The following is a 17,720-nucleotide window of genomic DNA, read 5'->3' on the forward strand; positions in this document are numbered from 1 at the left end:
CCATGGGCCTTGCCGCGCCCCGCCGCCTCGCCGCACGTTTGTTTCCGAACGATCCAGGCCCGTACGACACCGTTCGGCAGGGCACGCTGGGGTCGGTGCTCATCATGGTCGGCTCCTGGGGGGTCGGCTGGTTGCCGCACGTTCCCGAATCCGTGCTCGCGCGCAGCCGTCTCCTGCTGGCCGTGCGCGTGGACCTGGTCGGTGTGGTGGTCTGCACCGTGTTCCTGGCCCTCGGCTCGATGCTGCTGGTCCGCTCGTGGTTGCGGCTGGGCCAGCAGCTCGACGGCCGGTGGACCACCCACGGCGTCGCCGCTCGACGCGCCGCGCTGCGCTGGGCCGTGCCACTGCTGGCCGCCTTGCCGATCTTTTCGCGTGACGTCTTCTCTTATGTGCAGCAGGGCAGGATGGTCGCCGTCGGCCTGGATCCGTACACGACCGGCGTCTCGGCCGTGCCGGGTTGGTTCATGCACGGGGCGGACTCCCTGTGGGCGGAGTCGCCGAGCCCCTACGGGCCGCTGTTCCTCTGGGCGGCAGAAGGTATCTGGCTGGTCAGTGACGGACGCCCGGAGGTGTCGACCCTGCTGTTCCGAGGCATCGCGGTCGTGGGCATGGCCCTGTGCCTGTGGGCGGTGCCGCGCCTGGCGCGCGCAGCGGGACGAGACCCCGACCGCGCGGTGTGGCTGAGCATCACCAATCCGCTGTTCCTGCTCTACATGATCGGCGCGGCCCACAACGACGCGCTCATGATGGGCCTGATGCTCGCCGGCTTCGTGCTGCTCGTGCGCCCCGGACGCCGCCGACCTCAGGCACTGGCCGGGCTCGTCCTCATCTGCCTGTCCGTGGCTATCAAACCGCTGACCATCCTGATGCTGCCGTTCGCGGCCCTGCTGCTGCCGGCAGGCTGGGCCCCGTGGACGACTGGCCGCGGCATGCCCGTGCGCGCGCGGTTCGGCCCGTGGATCACCACGGCCGTGCTCGCGGTGGCCGTGCTGGCCGTCCTCGGTCAGTTGTCTGGGCTCGGATTCGGCTGGATCGCCGCGATGCTGACCAGTGGCGACGCAGCCTTCCCCTATGCGCCCTTCGGCCTGATCGGTCTGGGTGTGGGCGCGCTGGTCGACCTCGCGACTGCCCTGGACGCTCGGACGGTGGCGGGCTGGTGCTACACCGCCGGCACCGTCTGCGCGCTGGCCTACACGGCCTACAGCGGTCTGCGTCGTCACGTATCGGACCCGGTCTGGACGAGCGCGGCGGTGCTGTTCGTCGCCGTCGTCGTCGCCCCGATCATCCAGCCCTGGTACTTGGTGTGGCTGCTGCCGCTGGTCGCGGCCTGCCTGCCCGGCCGGCTCGAGCATCCACGGTGGTTCGGGCCCGTGCTCGCCGGCTCCGTCCTGCTGCTGACGGGCGTGGGCGTCGTCGACCAGATCGCCGTGTTCCAGTGGATCCCGCACGTGCCGGTGCGCCTGCTCGCGGCCGCGATCGTCCTGGCCTGTCTGGCCTATATCGTCTGGTGGGACCCGCACACCTCGCGCGTGTTCCGTTCATCCGCCCGTCCCGCCCCACAGGAGGTTCTGTGACCCCGACCCGCTCCCGTCCCGCCGGCGCCGGACCGACGCCGAAGTGGATCGGCCTGCTGCTGGGCCTGACCGTGCTCGCGGCCGTCGTGGCCTTCCTGACCAAGCAGTGGTGCCGCGTGCACGGCTGGGCCGCCCCGGACGTGCACGTGCACATGTGCTACTCGGATTTCGGGCAGCTGTTCGGCACGCGTGGACTCGCGGAGGGGTACTTCCCCTTCTACACCCCGCTGCCCGAGGAACAGTGGATGGAGTATCCCGCTCTCTTGGCGGTGGTCGCGGGCGTGACGGCGTGGCTCGTGCCCGAGAGCGGCACCCTGCACGAGCGCACCGTCGCCTACTTCGACGTGAACGCGCTGGGCGTGGTGCTGTGCTGGCTCGTGGTCGTCGTGGCGACCGCCTACACGGCCCGCGGACGCAGCCGCGACGCCCTCATGGTGGCCGTGGCGCCGGGCATCATCCTGACCTCGATGCTCAACTGGGACCTGTGGGCCGTCATGCTCGCCGCGCTCGCCCTCTGGGCCTGGTCCGGGGGGCGTAGCGGACTGGCCGGGGTGCTCATCGGTCTGGGTGCGGCCATGAAGCTCTACCCGCTGTTCTTCCTCGGGGCGATTCTCGTGCTCGCGCTGCGCACCGGCCGGCTGGCCGTGTTCCTGAAGACCCTCGTCGCCGCCGTGCTGACCTGGCTGGCCGTGAACGTCCCGTTCATGCTGACGGCTTTCGACCAGTGGTCACGGTTCTACGCGTTCTCGGGGGATCGGCCCGTCTCCTTCTCCTCGACGTGGCTCGCCCTGTCCTGGACCGGCTGGTCCGGGGAGACGTTCTCGACGCTGCAGAACGGGGTGTTCGCCCTGTGCTGCGCCGGGGTCGCGTATCTGGGCCTGGCCGCGCGCCACCGGCCGCGGATCGCGCAGCTGTGCCTGCTGATCGTCGCCTCGTTCATCCTCGTCGGGAAGGTGTACTCGCCGCAGTTCGTGATGTGGCTGATCCCGCTGGTGGTCTTGGCCCGGCCCGCTGCCCCGCAGTTCTGGATCTGGCAGGCGATCGAGGTCTACCACTGGGCCGGTGTGTGGATGGAGTCGGCGCGGATCACCTCGGGCGATGAGTTCGCCGGGGGCGCGTGGTGGATCACTGCGTGGTACGTCTCGGGCATCGTCCTGCACGTGCTCGCTCTGCTGTGGATCATGGTCTGCGTGGTGCGCGATGTGCTGGACCCGAGTCGGGACCCCGTCCGTCGCGGCGGCAGCGACGACCCCGGTGACGGCGTGTTCGCCTCCTCACCGGATCGTTTCCTGCTGCCGCCAGCAGGGCATGGCCCGGTGCGTGCCGATGCGACGGCGGTGCGGTCCTCGTCCCGGGTCAGCGGCTGAGATAGTCGCCGCAGCGGGGGGCGACCGGCCGGTCCGGGTGGTGCAGCACGACCACGTCCCGCGCTCGCCATACGGTCTCGAACCCGAGCCGGTCGGCCCGGCGCAGGGCCTGCTCAGGGGTGAGCGGATCCCAGCCGCCCAGCTCCGAGACCTTCGTGTCGATGATCATCCACGTGGACAGCTCGTCGCCGATGTCCCCGTGCAGCCCGACGTAGGTGCGCTCGGTCAGGTGCGGCACCGCGTTGTCGGCGGCCTCGACGCACACGCCGTCGGGGATGAGCGACACCGCGTGGTTCAGATCGTCGCCGTGCTGCGTGCGAACCAGGTCGCCGGTCGCGCTGCGATGGAACGGGAACACCTGCGGGAACAGGGCCGTGCCGATCAGCCCGGTCGCCAGCAAGGCTCCGCTGACCGCGGTGAGGAGTGCGGGGCGGTGGCGTGTCCCGAGCCAGCCGCCGAGCCTGACGGCGCCCTCGAGGGCAGCCATTAGCAGGATCGGCGCGAGGATCGCGTCGTACTGGTAGACCGGAGCCCAAACGTTCAGTCGGTCGTTGAACAGGCGGGAGACCAGGATCGGCATCGCCATCAGCGTCAGGGGGCTCAACAGCGGCAGCAGCAGCAGCGGCACGAAGTGCAGCAGCCACAGCCCGATCTTGAGCGGGTGGTCGACGAGCACCGCCACGGCGGCCCAGGGCTGCGTCAGGATGAACACCAGCGAGCTGGGCAGATCAGGGCCCAGCGCGGTGAACTGCCAGTAGCCGAAGTCGCCCGTGGGTGAGAAGTGAGGGATCGCGACGGAGGTGGCGAACCAGTAGCCGAGCAGGCCCGCGGCGAACGTCACGAGGGCCGGCCACAGGTGCCGACGGATCGCCAGGACGAGGGCGACGGCCACGAGCGTGACGCCCATGTCCTCGCGCACGGACAGCAGGCTGACGGCCAGTGCCGTCGCGGTCCAGGGACGGCAGCCGTCGATCGCCCACACCAGCCATGCCATGATCGGCACGCCCAGGGTGATCTCATGGAAGTCCCAGTTGACCATGGCCTGATATGGCCAGGACAGCAGCAGTCCCGCCACCGCGAGCAGCGAGACGAGGTGGCCGCAGCGGCGTCGGGCGAAGAGGTAGACGGGCACGGCGGAGCAGCCGAGGGCGAGGGCCATGATGATCCCGAGCATGCGCGGGTCGTCCCAGAGCCAATAGAACGGGGCCAACAGCGCCAGGATCGGATGGAAGTGGTCGCCCAGCAGATGGAAGTCGACGCCCTTGACCGGGACCATCGGCGGCTTGAGCATCGCGTACTGACGCACGGCCTGGTCGAAGATGCCCAGGTCGTACCCCTTCGCCTCGTAGGCGTGGAAGCGCAGGAACGAGTGCGTGATGTATGCGGCGACGAACGCACCGATCAGTCCGGCGAGCACGGCCCACTGACCGCGCTCGACGCGCACCGCGGCGGGCGCCGAACGCCGTTCTGGCAGGACGGAGCGAAGACGGGTGAGCATGCTTCTTCCTCCAGCGGTGGGGCTCGGTGTGGCCGTCGTCGTTCCGAGGGCCGGGCCACGGACGCCGCGCCGCCGCCCGGGCCGGGCGGGGATCGGTTGTGCCCCAGGAGGGATTCGAACCCCCGACCGGCGGATTAGAAGGCCGCTGCTCTGTCCAGCTGAGCTACTGGGGCTGGGCGCCGGTCAGTCTATCGTCCGCGCGCGGCCGCGCCGCACGGCTCCCCGGCCGCGCGTCGGGGGTGGCAGCCGCGCCGTGACCCCAGTCGGAGGCGGTGTCCGCGGTGCTCCTGCACAGGGGACCGGCTGCCGGTGGGAGTCCACTGCGCTCATGTGCGCGCGGTAGGACGTCAGGTGAAAGCGATGCACTGGTCTCGGTGGCCGCGTCCGAGGCCTCGGCGTCGGGCGTGGCGGCCGCGACAGACACAGCGACCCGCGGGGCGCGACCCGCGGCGAACCGGAAGGACGAGGAGCAACCATGCAGGACACGATCACGCTGCGGGGCCGCGTGGCCACCGATCTGAGCAGCCGCAAGACGGCCAACGGCACCACGGTGGTGGGCTTTCGCCTGGCCTGCACCGAGCGGCGCTATGACAGGGCGACGGGCCAGTGGTCTGACGCGCACACCAACTGGTACTCGGTGTCGGCGTTCGGTCGGCTGGGTTCGCATGCGTCGCAGTCGTTGGCGAAGGGCAACCCGGTGCTGGTGACCGGTCGCCTGCGGATTCGGGACTGGGCGACCGACGAACGTTCCGGCACGAGCGTCGACGTCGTGGCGGACTCCCTGGGCCACGACCTGAACCACGGCGTCGCCTCGTACATCAAGGCCCCGCGCGGCGGGCATCAGGAGTGGGGTGAGCGTGTGGAGACGGGGCAGCTGCGGCGCCTGGTGGACGGTGAGGAACCGTGCTCCGAGGCTGAGGCTGAGGCTGAGGCCGAGGCCGGGGCGGACGCCGACGTGCACCACGAGGTGACGGAGACGGCGGAGGCGGACGCCGAATCCGAGGTCCGCGTCGAGGACCGGGAGGCCGAGCCGGTGCCCGCGTGAGCGTGTGAGAAGCCGGACACGTCCACCGTGGCCGTCGGAGGCATCGAATCCGGCGGCCACGGGTTAGCCTGGCTCACATGGCGGAATTCATCTACACGATGGTCAAGGCCCGCAAGAAGGTGGGCGACAAACTGATCCTGGACGATGTCACGATGTCGTTCTTCCCCGGGGCCAAGATCGGCATGGTCGGCCCCAACGGCGCGGGAAAGTCCACGATCCTCAAGATCATGGCCGGTCTGGACGAGCCCTCCAACGGTGACGCGCGGCTCTCGCCGGGCTATTCGGTGGGCATCCTGATGCAGGAACCCAAGCTGGACGAGGACAAGACCGTGCTCGAGAACGTCCAGGAGGGAGTCGGCGAGATCTACGGCAAGATCCAGCGTTATAACCAGATCTCGGAGGAGATGGCCAGTCCCGACGCGGACTTCGACTCCCTGATGGAGGAGATGGGATCGCTTCAGACGGACATCGACGCCGCCGACGCATGGGACTTGGACTCCCAGCTCGAGCAGGCGATGGACGCGCTGCGCTGCCCGCCGGCCGACTCGCCGGTCGTGAACCTCTCCGGCGGTGAGAAGCGTCGTGTCGCGCTGTGCAAACTGCTGTTGGAGAAGCCCGACCTGCTGCTGCTCGACGAGCCCACCAACCACCTGGACGCCGAATCGGTGCTGTGGCTCGAGCAGCACCTGGCTTCCTACCCGGGCGCAGTTGTGGCGGTGACTCACGATCGTTACTTCCTCGACCACGTCGCCGGCTGGATCTGCGAGGTCGACCGTGGCCGCCTGTACCCCTACGAGGGCAACTACTCCACGTACTTGGAGACCAAGAAGGCCCGTATGGAGATCCAGGGCAAGAAGGACGCCAAGCTGGCCAAGCGCCTGGCCGAGGAGCTTGAGTGGGTGCGTTCGAACGCGAAGGGCCGTCAGGCCAAGTCGAAGTCGCGTCTGGCCCGCTACGAGGAGATGGCCGCCGAGGCGGAGAAGACCCGGAAGCTGGATTTCGAGGAGATCCAGATCCCGCCGGGTCCGCGCCTGGGCAACATCGTCCTGGAGGCCACGGATCTGAAGAAGGGCTTCGGGGACCGCACGCTCATCGACGGGCTGAGCTTCTCGCTGCCCCGCAACGGCATCGTCGGCGTCATCGGCCCGAACGGCGTCGGAAAGACCACCCTGTTCAAGACGATGGTCGGTCTCGAGCCTCTGGACGGTGGAGACCTGAAGATCGGCGAGTCGGTGAAGATCTCCTATGTGGACCAGTCCCGCTCGAATATCGACCCGGAGAAGTCCCTGTGGGAGGTCGTCTCCGACGGGCTCGACTACATCAAGGTCGGCAACGTTGAGATGCCCTCGCGGGCGTACGTTTCCGCGTTCGGATTCAAGGGCCCGGACCAGCAGAAGAAGGCCGGCGTGCTCTCCGGCGGTGAGCGCAACCGTCTGAACCTGGCCTTGACGCTCAAGGAGGGCGGCAACCTACTGCTGCTTGACGAGCCCACCAACGACCTCGACGTGGAGACCCTCACCTCGCTCGAGAACGCACTGCTCGAGTTCCCGGGCTGTGCCGTGGTCGTCTCCCACGACCGCTGGTTCCTCGACCGCGTGGCCACGCACATGCTGGCCTACGAGGGCACCGAGGAGAACCCGGCCAACTGGTACTGGTTCGAGGGCAACTTCGAGTCCTATGAGGCCAACAAGGTCGAGCGGCTCGGCCCTGAGGCCGCTCGACCGCACCGCGTGACGCACCGCAAGCTCACGCGCGACTGAGTCGGCTCCGTCTCAGGGATCCCGCGGCGCAGCGGCGTCGCGGGATCCCAGCCAGGCCCGGCCTCTGACCGGGGGCCGAGTCATCGCCGACGCGACCGCCGCCACGTGCGGCGCCGCATGATCTTCAGAGCCGTGTTGAGCGCGGCTCCCTGCACGCGAGAGGTGGCCCCCTGCATGCCGGTGGGCAGGCGCAGCATGCCCTCCTGGGCGACGGTCGCCACGAGGCGGCCATCGCGTGTGAACACGTGTCCCTGGCCCAGCCCGCGCGCGTTCTGGGCCGACGGTGAGGTCTGCATGTACAGCAGCCAGTCGTCGACGCGGGTGTCCCGGTGGAACCACATGGCGTGGTCGAGCGAGGCCACGGACATGCCCGGCTGCGACCACGCGACGCCGTGCTGGCGCAGCACTGGCTCAAGCAGCGTGTAGTCGGACGCATAGGTCAAGGCCGCTCGGTGCATGTGCACGTCGTCGCTCAACCGGGAGAAGGTCTTCATCCACACCATGTTCGTCGGCCGCTGGTCGGCGGCGGCGTCGACGTAGAGGGCCGGGTCCACGTGCCGCACGTCGAAGGGACGCGACCACGCCACTTCCTGGAGGACCGGATGCCGGTATCCGCCGACGAGGTCCGCCGTCGTGGGGAGGGACTCGGGGTCCGGCAGGCCCTCGGGCATCGTGATCTGGTGGTCCAGGCCCTCCGCGGGCTGCTGGAATGAGCAGGTCAACGCCATGATGGCCTTCTCGTTCTGCGAGGCCAGCACGCGCCGTGCTGAGAACGAGCGGCCGTCGCGCAGTGTCTCCACGGTGAACGTGATCGGCACCAGGGCGTCGCCTGGCCGAATGAAGTATCCGTGCAACGAGTGGACGGGGCGACCCTCGGGGGTGGTGCGTCCGGCGGCCGCAAGGCACTGGGCGAGCACCTGTCCGCCGAACACGCGGCCCCCGGTCTGCGGGGGCGTCGTGCCCACGAATCGCGGTTCGCCGGTCTGCGGATGTGGGGCGTCGGCCTCAAGGGAGAGGATTCCGCGCAGCAGGTCCGTCGGGTCCTCGGGCGCTGAGGCAGGACGCCCGCCGGTCGCTGCGGGGGAGTGACGTTCGATCAGGGGGTCCTCGCTGGAGCCGACGGGATCGATGCGAGAAGAGGGGGAAGACATGGGACCTCGGGTGTCATCGACGATGGGAGCGGCCGCCGGGCGACGGCCGGCGTGCTGTCGGTCCGGCCCTGCGACAATGGTGTTATGACTACCTTGCCGCACAACGCCACCCGGGACCAGCCTGCCGCGAAGCTGCGGTTGACGACGCCGCAGGCGGTGGGGGACCTGGAGCAGTTCGCGACGCGCGCGCGCCGCGCCAATGACGCGGGCATGCGCCTGCAGGTGACGCCGTCCATGGGCTCGGACCGTTCGCCGGTGCTGGCCCAGTGGGTGTGTGTGCTGCGCCCACGAGGACTGGGTGACGATGTGCCGACGGTGCTGGGACTGCGGACGGTGCCGTTGCGTTCGGCCGACGGTGTGTCCGGTCTCGACGCGGTCGTGCCCCTGGGGTCGGTCCTCGAGCGTACGGCTCGGATGCGGACCATGACGGGAGAGGACGCCCTGGATCTGGCCGTGCCGCCGAGCCGGCTGAACGAGCCGTGGACGGCCCTGACACCGCCGCGTGCGCAGTGGACTCCCGTCGCGGAGGTCTCGCACGAAGAGCTCATCACCGTCGCCAAGGATGGCCTCCAGGCGATGCGCGACACGCTTCCCTCAGACCCCGGTGAAGCGGTCGTGCAGCGCGTCCGTGCCGCGGTGTGGGGTCAGATGCTGGGCGAGCCGGCGGTGCTGCCCGCGGGTGCGGCCTTCGCGGCCTTTGCGCTGGGGTTCCTGCCTCCCTCCGGCCGGGCGCGCGTGCTGCAGAACGGGCCGTGGACGCGCCTGGACACGACCGGCGGGTTCGTCCTGCACCGGCCTGCCGTGAGCCTGTGAACCGTTCCGCTCAGGCGGAGTTCACAAGCGAATGCGCGGCCCGCTCGAGGTAGTCCCAGAGTTCGGCCTCGTGCATCGGGGAGAGTTCCACCGCGTCCAGCGCGGCGCGCATGTGCCGCAGCCAGGCGTCGCGGGCGGCGGCGTCGATCGTGAAGGGCATGTGGCGCATGCGCAGGCGGGGGTGGCCGCGTTCGGCCGAATAGGTTTTCGGCCCACCCCAGTACTGTTCGAGGAACATGCGCAGACGTCGTTCTGCTCCGGCGAAGTCCTCTTGGGGGTACATCGGAGCCAGCAGCGGGTCCTCGCGCACGCCGCGGTAGAACTCATGCACGAGCTTCTCGAACGTCTCCCGGCCTCCGACAGCCTCGTAGAAGCTGCCGGGGACGCCCTCGGTCTGTTCATCAGGCGCTGTCGAGGCGGTGGTCGGCTGGGGGGAGTGCGCCGTGGTGACCGGCTCGACCTCGCTCGGGCGCTCGGTCAGACCTGTCACCTGTGTGGGGCGATTCGCCACGCGTGGCGGCAACAGGGTGAGCGGTGCACCCAGGCGCGATGTGACGGTCGGCGGTGTGGCGGGTGCGGTGGGCTGCGGCTCGATCTCGACGTCGAAGGCGAGCGAGTTCGCGATGAAACAGCGGGAGTGCGCGAGAGCGTGCAGTTCGTCCGCCTCTGCGCGTCGGTCATCGTCGTCGAGGGCGACAGTGGGACGCAGCGTCGCGCCGGTGAGGCGGCCCGCGCCCTCGGCGTCGACGGTGAGGTGTCCCTCGACGCCGCACGTCATGGCGGTGACGATGAGCCCTGCCTGGGTCGCCGCGTGCAGATAGGCCAGGACGTGGCACTGGGCGAGCGAGGCCAGCAGTAGCTGCTCGGGGTTCCACTTGGAGTCGTCGCCGTGGAAGGCACGAGCGGCGGAGCCGCGGAGCTGTCCGGCGTCTTCGCTCTGGACGACCACGTCCCGGGAGTAGTCCCGGTATCCGCTGGTGCCGGAACCGGTGTTGCCGGTCCATTCCGTCTGGAGCGTGAACGTGTGATGCATGGATGTCAGCCTATCGGGGCAGGTCGGTCGTCGGCCCGGAGCATGTCCCAGAAGACGAGCCGAGTCGGCCGGCACCGGCCATGCGATGTGGATGTGCTCCACAAGTGGCACCCATCACGTTTATAGTGGTCGCGGCTCACTCGGGCTGCGGATGACGCGGCGGAGGCGGCATCGGGGTCGCCACGAAACGAGTGCGCCGTACACAACCGTGTCATCAGGCAGATGGAGGAGGGGGCGTGATGCCTCAGTCAGGTGTGCAGGTTCGGATGGTCGCGCGGTGTGACCGCGGTGTCGTTGGCAGAGTGAAGGGCGGTGTCGCCGCCGCCGGACTGCTGGGAATGACAGTCGTGCTCGCCGGATGTGGGGCTGGGGGCGATGAGCAGCCGGCTCGTGCCGACTCGTCGGGGGCGTCGGCGACACAGACTGCCGAGGCGAAGTCAGTCGGGGGCAGCTCGGAAGATGAATCGTCCACGCCGCCCTCGAGCGAGACGTCGAGTGACGATGGCGGCGACTATCAGCCCGCGACGAAGGATGGGCCGGCAAAGAATGTCCCCAAGCCCACGATGCCGGACGAGATGAAGAAGAACACGCCAGAAGGCGCTGAGGCCGCCGTCCAGTATTGGTGGGACACAGTGTATTACCTGGATGAAACGGGAAATTCGGACTTGATGCTAGATGCATCGCACGAAGATTGCTCCTACTGTAATAGATACGCAACGGTGATGGAGGAATGGTACTCCTCCGAAAAAGGGTGGCGAGAAGGATCGCGTGTAACTGTCGGTGATTCGTTTACATCGGAGTTTGAAGGTGGAACTCAGGTGGGTTCGAAGATTTACATTTCGGAAGCAAATGCGTGGGATGCTGAAGGTAAGCCACGTAATGATATGAGTGACGTAGCCTATAGCGATGAAAGCTGGTCATTCGGACTCGTTTTTGACTCCGAGGATCACCACTGGAAGATGTGGGTTGTCAATCGGGAGCAGCCCTGATGGCACGGAGCCGATGGCGGCGCTTCGTCGGTTTTATGGCCCTCGTATCCACATTCGCTTGTGCGTATCCAGTGGGAGCGGCTGCTGTTTCGCGGGCCATGAATGAATGCGTGGATTCTGGTGAGTCTAAAGATAAGGGATTTAAGGTAATTTATGAGTGTGATGATTCTCCAGGCATGATGCCGACGCCACGCGTTCCCGAGGGCGGTGGGCGAGATGAGCGGGAGGCACATCGAGCACCAAGCCCCCTGCCTGATACGGAGACCATACTTGTTCATGCGTGTGACGAGCGTGGACTGAAGGAGGGGGTCACGGTCGCGCAATGCATGGAGCAAGCTGAGGGATTTTGCTCGACAGGTTTGACTTGGATGAAGTACCTGACGATTAACCGGCGGGGGTCGAAGGTTACATATCGATCGTCTATGGCTGAATGCGTTGACGCAGACCGTGAAAGAGTCGGATCTGACGACAGCGACCGCGAGCCGAACGTCACGATCGACGAGATCCGGAGTCTCCTTGTCGATGCGCCGGAGATCAAGCACAACGAGGACGGCCTTAGTCTGCGCAACGCACACATCAATTTCTACACTGACGCTGAGACGGTCACGATCGATCATGAGATCGACGGCGTCGATTTGACCATTCGGGCCGAACCGCAGTCCTACACCTGGGACTACGGTGACGGTTCTGCCCCGCGGACCACGACGATGCCCGGGGAACAGGCCACCGAATTCGACGTCGAGACCGCGACCTCACACGTGTACGAGCAGACCGGCACCTACGACGTTCAGCTGACCACCACGTATGCGGGGTCGTACTCGCTCGACGGCGGACGTACCTGGACATCCGTGCCCGGCGATATCGACCTCGAATCCGACCCGGTCGAGGCCGACATCTGGCGCGTCGAGACTCGTAACGTCTCCGACGACTGCGCGACGAATCCCCGTAGTTGGGGCTGTGGAAGCGTCTACCAGAACGAGGAGAGCGCGTCGGGGCGATGACCGAGGCCCGGCCACGCGCCGACGTCGGCGCCGCCTGGGGCGCTGACACAAGCCGCCGGCATCACCATCGCCCCATGGCGCTGGGACCTCGCGCGTAGCGAGAGCCCCGGCGCCGTGCGGCTCCGTCAGCTCGCCTGCCGTGCGTTCAGCGCCCGCACCATGTCGTCGCGGCACTCGGCCACCGTGCGCGCGAGGCCGGCGTTCGTCTCGCGCACTCGCTCCACCAAAGCTGTCGCCCGGTTCACTGTCTCCTCAGACACCTGCGACGACGGGAAGCCCAGGATCGCGGCCGGCTCCGCCATCTCGTGCGACCGTGAGTTCCAGATCCGCTCGATCCGCGCAAAGTATTCGTCCGCGTACGGGGCGAGCAACGAGGCGTCGTGCGTGCGCTGGAAACCCGTCAGCACCTGGCGCTGCATCGCGTTCGACACAGTGCCGGCCACCGTCTGCTCCCACGCCTGCCGCTTCGCCTCCGCTGTGGGCACCGCCGCGCGCGCCTGCGCGGCCGCCAGGGCACCCGTCGCGGTCGCGTCCTCGGCCTCCGCCTGCGCGATCTCGGCCTCGCCGGCCTTGCCCGCGGCCACCAGCCCGGTCAGCAGCTCCCACCGCAGGTCTGCACTCAGCTCAAGGCCCGGCAGTTCCACCGAGCCGTCCCACAGGCTCTCCAGCACATGCGTCTGCGCATCGGTGCGCGCGTGCACGGCAAGGGCCTTGACGAACTGCAGCTGGCTGTCGAATCCAGCCTCCGCCTCCCGCGCGAGCTCCCACAGTCGGTCAGCGACATCGATGCGCAGCGCATCGCTCTGTGCGTCCGGAAGGTACTGGTTGAGTGCCGTCGAGACCTGCCGCAGCAGCGTCTGCACCACGGTGGAATCCGACTCCTCACCGATGTTCGCCAGCACCAGTCGAACGAACCACTCCGCAGACGCCTCGCCGTCACGCGTCGTGTCCCATGCCGCGTTCCACAGCAGCGTGCGCGGCAGCGACTCCGCGACATCCTTGAGGCGCTCACCGGCCACCGCCCACGACGACTCGTCGAGACGGATCTTCGCGTACGCGAGGTCATCGTCGTTCGGCAGGATCAATGCCGGGCGCGCCGTGCCGGCCGCCTCCGACACCACCGTCGTCTCCCCGTCGACGTCCAGCTCGAACCGCCGCGTGCGCACCAAGGCGCCGGAGGCCGCATCCACGTCGTAGAACCCGACGGCCATCCGATGCGGACGCAGCACCGCTTCGCCGGGACGCGTCGCGGAGCCGTCCGGGTGGGACTGCACCAGGCGTAGCTCACTCACCGTGCCGTCGGAGGCCTCATCCACCTCGACACGCAGTGTGTTCACCCCCGAAGTCTCCAGCCACAGCCGCGTCCACTCAGACAAGTCGCGGCCGGAGGCCTTCTCCAACTCGACCATCAGGTCCGGCAGCTGCGTATTCGTCCACGCATGCTTCGCGATGTACTCCCGCACGCCGGCCATGAAGTTCTCCTGGCCCACCCACGCGACCAGCTGGCGCAGCACCGAGGCGCCCTTGGCATAGGTGATGCCGTCGAAATTCACCAGCACGTCGTCCAGGTCGCGGATCTCTGCCTTGATGGGGTGGGTGGAGGAGAGCTGGTCCTGGCGGTACGCCCACGACTTCTCCATCGACGAGAACGTCGTCCACGCGCCCGTGTACCTCGTGTTCTCGGCTGCCGCGAGGGTGGACATGAACTCGGCGAACGACTCGTTCAGCCACAGGTCGTTCCACCAGCGCATCGTCACCAGATCGCCGAACCACATGTGCGCCAGCTCGTGCAGGATCGTGATCGCCCGACGCTCCACAACCGCGTCCGGCACCCGCGAGCGGAACACGTAGTTCTCCACGAACGTCACACAGCCGGCATTCTCCATCGCGCCCGCATTGAACTCCGGCACGAACAGCTGGTCGTACTTCTCGAAGGGGTAGGGGTGCCCGTACTGGGACTCGAAGAACTCGAAGCCCTGCCGGGTCAGCTCGAAGATGTTCTCCGCGTCGAGATGCTCGAACAGCGACGCCCGGCAGAACACGCCCAGTGGAATCGTGCGGCCGTCCGAGCTCGTCAGCTCCGAGTGCGTCGACCGGTACGGGCCGGCCACCAGCGCCGTGATGTACGACGAGATCCGCGGCGTCGCAGAGAACGACCACGTCGCGGTCGCCCTGCCCTGCTCGTCAACGCCGGCGGGCACCGGCTCCGGGGTCGGCTGGTTCGAGACGACGGCCCAGTCGGCGCGAGCGGTCACCGTGAACCGGAACGCGGCCTTCAGGTCCGGCTGTTCGAAGACGGCGAACATGCGGCGAGAGTCCGGCACCTCGAACTGGGTGTACAGGTAGACCTCGTCATCCACCGGGTCGACGAACCGGTGCAGGCCCTCGCCCGTCGTCGTGTAGTCCGCCTCGCCCTCCACGACGAGCGTGTTCTCCGCGGCTAGAGGCCCGACCGCGATGCGCGCTCCGTCGTAGTTCGAGGTGTCCAGGCGCTGACCGTTGAGCGAGACCGTCGGCGCCTGCGACGCCACGAAGTCGATCCACGTGGTCGTGCCGACGGCCGCGTCGGCGGCACGGAAGCTGACCGTGGTCGCGCTGCCGAACTGCCCTCCGGGGCGCGTCAGATCCAAGACGACGTCGTAGACGTCCACGTCGAGGGCCGCAGCCCGGTCGGCGGCGTCCTCACGGGTGATGTTCAGTCGTGCGGCGGTGCTCACGGATGGCCTCCAGAGTCGATCGATGACGTGTGGCGTGTGGGCCCCGTCACGGTGGCAAGGTCCCGGCGGTCCAGGATAGGCCACATAGGTCGCATGCACCTGACGCGGTGCGCGCCGCTGCCAACAGAGCACGACGGTCCCGAACGACACGCCGGCGGGGAAGTGGGCTGCACGTCGGCAGATCTGTCCGATCGTCTCTTGTGTGCAGATACTTGCGGTCCGTAGCGTCTCGAATGTCCCGGTCGCCCGCGCGACGCCCCGGAGCGTGTATCGGCAAGGCCGGAACCGCAACTCAGATCCGTCAGACGAAGGGAAAGACATCTCATGTGCCCCACTCACCATGACTCCGCCTTGCCCGCTCACGGCTCCCGCCTCTCCGGCGGTCACGTCCACCTCGGTCGTCGGACGCTGACGCTCGGTGGTCTCGCCGTGTTGGCCGGCCTCGGCGCCGCCCCCGCGGCCGCGGCGGAGCCGACCACGGTGCCGGTCGACACCGTCGGACCGCATCCGGTGCAGGACCGTCCGCTGGCGGCCGCCGATGTGCGCGGCTTCGCCGGCGGTCACCTGTTCTGGCCCGCGGACGCCACGGCCGGCGCCGACCTGGGGATCGTCGTGACCTTCCCGGGCTTCGCCGAGCCCGGGGCGGTCATGCATGGCATCGCCCGGCGCTTCGCCTCGCACGGGTTCGCGGTGCTCTGCGCCAATTCGTTCGCGGGCGTGGAGAACCCGACGGTCCGGGCCACGATGATCCGCGCGGCCGTCGACGCGGCCCCGGGCCTGTCGGCCTGGTCGGACGTGGTCGACGGCGATCGGGTGGCCCTGGTCGGCCATTCGATGGGAGGCGGCGGCGCGCTGATCGCCGCCGAATCCCTGGATGTGCGGGCCGTGATCGGCGTGCACCCCTGGACGCAGACGCCGATCACCGGTGTGACGGCGCCGACGCTGATCGTCGCAGGAGGAATCGACCAGATCGCGCCGGCCACCGAGCATGCCGTGCCGATCTACCGCGGCTTGACCTCGGCGGACGACCGCGGGCTGTTCACCCATCACCTGGGCACGCACTGGGCGGGCGTCACCCCGGACCGCGCGATCCTGCCCCGCATGACGGCGTTCCTTCGGCTGTTCCTGGACGGCGATGAGGCATACCGATCGGCGTACCTCGCCCCGGCGCCGGCCCTGACGTCGTTTGAGACGACGACGCGAGGCTGAGTCGACGCATCCGAGCGTCCTCAGTGCGCGATCGGGGTGGGGGAGGGCCGCCGGTCACTACGATGTCAGTGACCCACGACCGTCCCTCGCCCCGTGCGGCCCGCTGAACAGGAGCACCCCATGCGCGTCCACATCGCCACCGACCACGCCGGGATGGAGCTCTCCGCCCACCTCGTGCGCCACCTCACCGCCGCCGGCTACGAGATGGTCGATCACGGCCCCGCCGAGTACGACGCCCTCGACGACTATCCGGGCTTGTGCATCAACGCCGCCCGCGCAGTGGCCGCCGAGCGCGCCGAGGGCAAGGACTCGCTGGGCATCGTCCTGGGCGGCTCCGGCAACGGAGAGCAGATCGCCGCGAACAAGGTCGAGGGCATTCGCGCTGCGCTGGCCTGGAACCTGGACACCGCGAAGCTCGCCCGCCAGCACAACGACGCGAACGTCGTCGCCGTGGGTGGCCGGCAGCACTCGCTCGAGGAGGCCACCGCGATCATCGAGGCGTTCCTCGCCGAGCCGTTCTCCGAGGACGAGCGCCATGTGCGCCGCATCGGCAAGATCTCCACGTACGAGCAGACCAGCGAGGTGGTGATGTGAGTGCCTGAGGGGCACTCCATCCACCGCCTGGCACGCCAGTTCCAGGACGTCTTCGTCGGCGCACCGGTGCGTGCCTCGAGCCCGCAGGGCCGCTTCGCCGACGGTGCGGCGCTGCTCGACGGGCACATGCCCACCCGTGCATGGGCCCACGGCAAGCACTTCTTCCTGGACTTCGACCACGGTCTCACCCTCAATGTGCACCTGGGCATGTACGGTGCCTGGACCTTTGGCGGGGACGAGACCTTCTCCGCTGCCTCGTCGATCGGGGCGCCCCGTCGGATCGGTGAGACCGAGGACCACACCGGCCCTGCCTCCCCGGAGGCGCCCGCCCCGCGGCCCACCGTGCGTCTGCGCCTTGAGGCCGAGCATGGCTGGGCGGATCTGATCGGCGCCACCACGTGCCGGGTGCTCACCCCGGACGAGGTCGGACAGGTCACCGCGAAGCTCGGCCCGGACCCGCTCAACGACGACGACCCCGCCCCGTTCCTGGCGCGCGCCGTCCGCACCCGGCGGCCGATCGGCGTCGTGCTGATGGACCAGTCGATGGTGGGCGGCATCGGCAACATTTACCGAGCCGAGGCCCTGTTCCGCGCCGGACTGGACCCGTGGGCGCCCGCGAACTCCGTTCCGCAGGACCGCCTGCAACAGCTCTGGGAGGACAACGCCGCTTTGATGCGCGCGGGGGTGAGGCTGGGGCGCATCGTGACCACCGAGCCCCGTCACCGCGTCGGAGTGGCGGCCGAGGACGCCTGGCCCGAGCACGCGAACTACGTGTACCAGCGGCAGGGGCGAACGTGCCTGGTCTGCGGGCAGGAGGTGATCGTCATGGAGGAGATGGCCGCGCGGAAGCTCTACCGCTGCACCGGGTGCCAGACCATGCCCTGAATCGGTGTGATGGACGGCAGTCACGCCGACGGCGCCGCGCTGCTTACTGTGAAGCGGACCGCGGCGCCGTCGTGTCTGTTTATA

The 17,720-nt window shown here is 68.5% G+C and carries 14 protein-coding genes, 1 tRNA gene and 1 pseudogene; 10 read left to right on the forward strand and 6 right to left on the reverse strand.

The genetic code is table 11. The features are described 5' to 3' along the window. Positions 1–2 precede the first annotated feature (2 nt). Positions 3–1,574 (forward strand): polyprenol phosphomannose-dependent alpha 1,6 mannosyltransferase MptB, encoded by a 1,572-nt coding sequence (gene mptB, locus HDA30_RS02995; RefSeq protein WP_184241068.1) that lies wholly within the window; start codon positions 3–5, stop codon positions 1,572–1,574. Beyond that, positions 1,571–2,941, forward strand: a complete 1,371-nt coding sequence (locus tag HDA30_RS03000) for a glycosyltransferase 87 family protein (RefSeq protein WP_158495759.1) — start codon at positions 1,571–1,573, stop codon at positions 2,939–2,941. The genes mptB and HDA30_RS03000 overlap by 4 nt, the downstream gene beginning before the upstream one ends. On the opposite strand, the gene HDA30_RS03005 is transcribed toward HDA30_RS03000, so the two are convergent. Both HDA30_RS03005 and HDA30_RS03010 read right to left on the reverse strand, forming a co-directional pair. Further along, on the reverse strand, positions 2,931–4,439 hold the full coding sequence (locus HDA30_RS03005; protein WP_158495760.1) for a DUF2079 domain-containing protein: 1,509 nt from the start codon (positions 4,437–4,439) through the stop codon (positions 2,931–2,933). The genes HDA30_RS03000 and HDA30_RS03005 overlap by 11 nt on opposite strands. 99 nt (positions 4,440–4,538) lie before the next feature. Beyond that, positions 4,539–4,612, reverse strand: a tRNA-Arg gene (locus tag HDA30_RS03010). Positions 4,613–4,914: 302 nt separating this feature from the next. Here HDA30_RS03010 and HDA30_RS10365 point away from each other — a divergent pair. Together HDA30_RS10365 and ettA are read left to right on the forward strand one after the other, a co-directional pair. Continuing rightward, the gene (locus HDA30_RS10365; protein WP_221419040.1) at positions 4,915–5,484 is read left to right on the forward strand and encodes a single-stranded DNA-binding protein; all 570 of its coding nucleotides are present in this window, start codon (positions 4,915–4,917) and stop codon (positions 5,482–5,484) included. 77 nt (positions 5,485–5,561) lie between these two features. Continuing rightward, positions 5,562–7,244 carry an energy-dependent translational throttle protein EttA gene (ettA, locus tag HDA30_RS03020; RefSeq protein WP_158495761.1) on the forward strand — a complete coding sequence of 561 codons (1,683 nt, stop codon included), beginning with the start codon at positions 5,562–5,564 and terminating at the stop codon, positions 7,242–7,244. A gap of 80 nt (positions 7,245–7,324) precedes the next feature. Here ettA and HDA30_RS03025 read toward each other — a convergent pair whose 3' ends face one another. Next, positions 7,325–8,344 carry an acyl-CoA thioesterase gene (locus tag HDA30_RS03025; protein WP_425488399.1) on the reverse strand — a complete coding sequence of 340 codons (1,020 nt, stop codon included), beginning with the start codon at positions 8,342–8,344 and terminating at the stop codon, positions 7,325–7,327. A 135-nt stretch (positions 8,345–8,479) separates the two neighbouring features. On the opposite strand from HDA30_RS03025, the gene HDA30_RS03030 reads away from it, so the two are divergent. Continuing rightward, entirely contained in the window at positions 8,480–9,208 is a 729-nt protein-coding gene (locus HDA30_RS03030) for a DUF8185 domain-containing protein (protein ID WP_246418685.1), read from the forward strand. Between the two features lie 10 nt (positions 9,209–9,218). Here HDA30_RS03030 and HDA30_RS10465 read toward each other — a convergent pair whose 3' ends face one another. Together HDA30_RS10465 and HDA30_RS10470 are read right to left on the reverse strand one after the other, a co-directional pair. Then, on the reverse strand, positions 9,219–9,539 hold the full coding sequence (locus HDA30_RS10465) for a globin domain-containing protein (protein ID WP_425488400.1): 321 nt from the start codon (positions 9,537–9,539) through the stop codon (positions 9,219–9,221). A 270-nt stretch (positions 9,540–9,809) separates the two neighbouring features. Next, a pseudogene (locus HDA30_RS10470) lies at positions 9,810–10,241 on the reverse strand (OsmC family protein); the annotation flags it as partial. Between the two features lie 338 nt (positions 10,242–10,579). On the opposite strand from HDA30_RS10470, the gene HDA30_RS10370 reads away from it, so the two are divergent. Together HDA30_RS10370 and HDA30_RS03045 are read left to right on the forward strand one after the other, a co-directional pair. Next, positions 10,580–11,230 (forward strand): DUF6318 family protein, encoded by a 651-nt coding sequence (locus HDA30_RS10370; RefSeq protein ID WP_221419041.1) that lies wholly within the window; start codon positions 10,580–10,582, stop codon positions 11,228–11,230. A 368-nt stretch (positions 11,231–11,598) separates the two neighbouring features. Further along, positions 11,599–12,231 carry a PKD domain-containing protein gene (locus tag HDA30_RS03045; RefSeq protein ID WP_246418686.1) on the forward strand — a complete coding sequence of 211 codons (633 nt, stop codon included), beginning with the start codon at positions 11,599–11,601 and terminating at the stop codon, positions 12,229–12,231. Positions 12,232–12,356: 125 nt separating this feature from the next. On the opposite strand, the gene pepN is transcribed toward HDA30_RS03045, so the two are convergent. After that, entirely contained in the window at positions 12,357–14,948 is a 2,592-nt protein-coding gene (pepN, locus tag HDA30_RS03050; RefSeq protein ID WP_343059286.1) for an aminopeptidase N, read from the reverse strand. A 324-nt stretch (positions 14,949–15,272) separates the two neighbouring features. Here pepN and HDA30_RS03055 point away from each other — a divergent pair, with 324 nt between their 5' ends. From HDA30_RS03055 to HDA30_RS03065, 3 genes are all read left to right on the forward strand, one after another. Beyond that, positions 15,273–16,157: a dienelactone hydrolase family protein gene (locus HDA30_RS03055; protein ID WP_184241071.1), complete on the forward strand. Its 885-nt coding sequence runs from the start codon at positions 15,273–15,275 to the stop codon at positions 16,155–16,157. 120 nt (positions 16,158–16,277) lie between these two features. Continuing rightward, on the forward strand, positions 16,278–16,751 hold the full coding sequence (locus tag HDA30_RS03060; protein WP_184241072.1) for a ribose-5-phosphate isomerase: 474 nt from the start codon (positions 16,278–16,280) through the stop codon (positions 16,749–16,751). Further along, positions 16,752–17,636 carry a DNA-formamidopyrimidine glycosylase family protein gene (locus HDA30_RS03065; RefSeq protein WP_184241073.1) on the forward strand — a complete coding sequence of 295 codons (885 nt, stop codon included), beginning with the start codon at positions 16,752–16,754 and terminating at the stop codon, positions 17,634–17,636. Positions 17,637–17,720: the final 84 nt, after the last annotated feature.

Origin of the sequence: Micrococcus cohnii (genome assembly GCF_014205175.1) — a bacterium.
GTDB lineage: Bacteria > Actinomycetota > Actinomycetes > Actinomycetales > Micrococcaceae > Micrococcus > Micrococcus cohnii.

Coding starts and splice junctions, on each gene's coding strand:
- HDA30_RS03060 (WP_184241072.1), top strand. CDS start 16,278: ATGCGCGTCCACATCGCCACCGACCACGCCGGGATGGAGCTCTCCGCC.
- HDA30_RS03005 (WP_158495760.1), bottom strand. CDS start 4,439: ATGCTCACCCGTCTTCGCTCCGTCCTGCCAGAACGGCGTTCGGCGCCC.
- mptB (WP_184241068.1), top strand. CDS start 3: ATGGGCCTTGCCGCGCCCCGCCGCCTCGCCGCACGTTTGTTTCCGAAC.
- HDA30_RS10365 (WP_221419040.1), top strand. CDS start 4,915: ATGCAGGACACGATCACGCTGCGGGGCCGCGTGGCCACCGATCTGAGC.
- HDA30_RS03045 (WP_246418686.1), top strand. CDS start 11,599: ATGAAGTACCTGACGATTAACCGGCGGGGGTCGAAGGTTACATATCGA.
- ettA (WP_158495761.1), top strand. CDS start 5,562: ATGGCGGAATTCATCTACACGATGGTCAAGGCCCGCAAGAAGGTGGGC.
- HDA30_RS03030 (WP_246418685.1), top strand. CDS start 8,480: ATGACTACCTTGCCGCACAACGCCACCCGGGACCAGCCTGCCGCGAAG.
- HDA30_RS10370 (WP_221419041.1), top strand. CDS start 10,580: ATGACAGTCGTGCTCGCCGGATGTGGGGCTGGGGGCGATGAGCAGCCG.
- HDA30_RS03055 (WP_184241071.1), top strand. CDS start 15,273: ATGTGCCCCACTCACCATGACTCCGCCTTGCCCGCTCACGGCTCCCGC.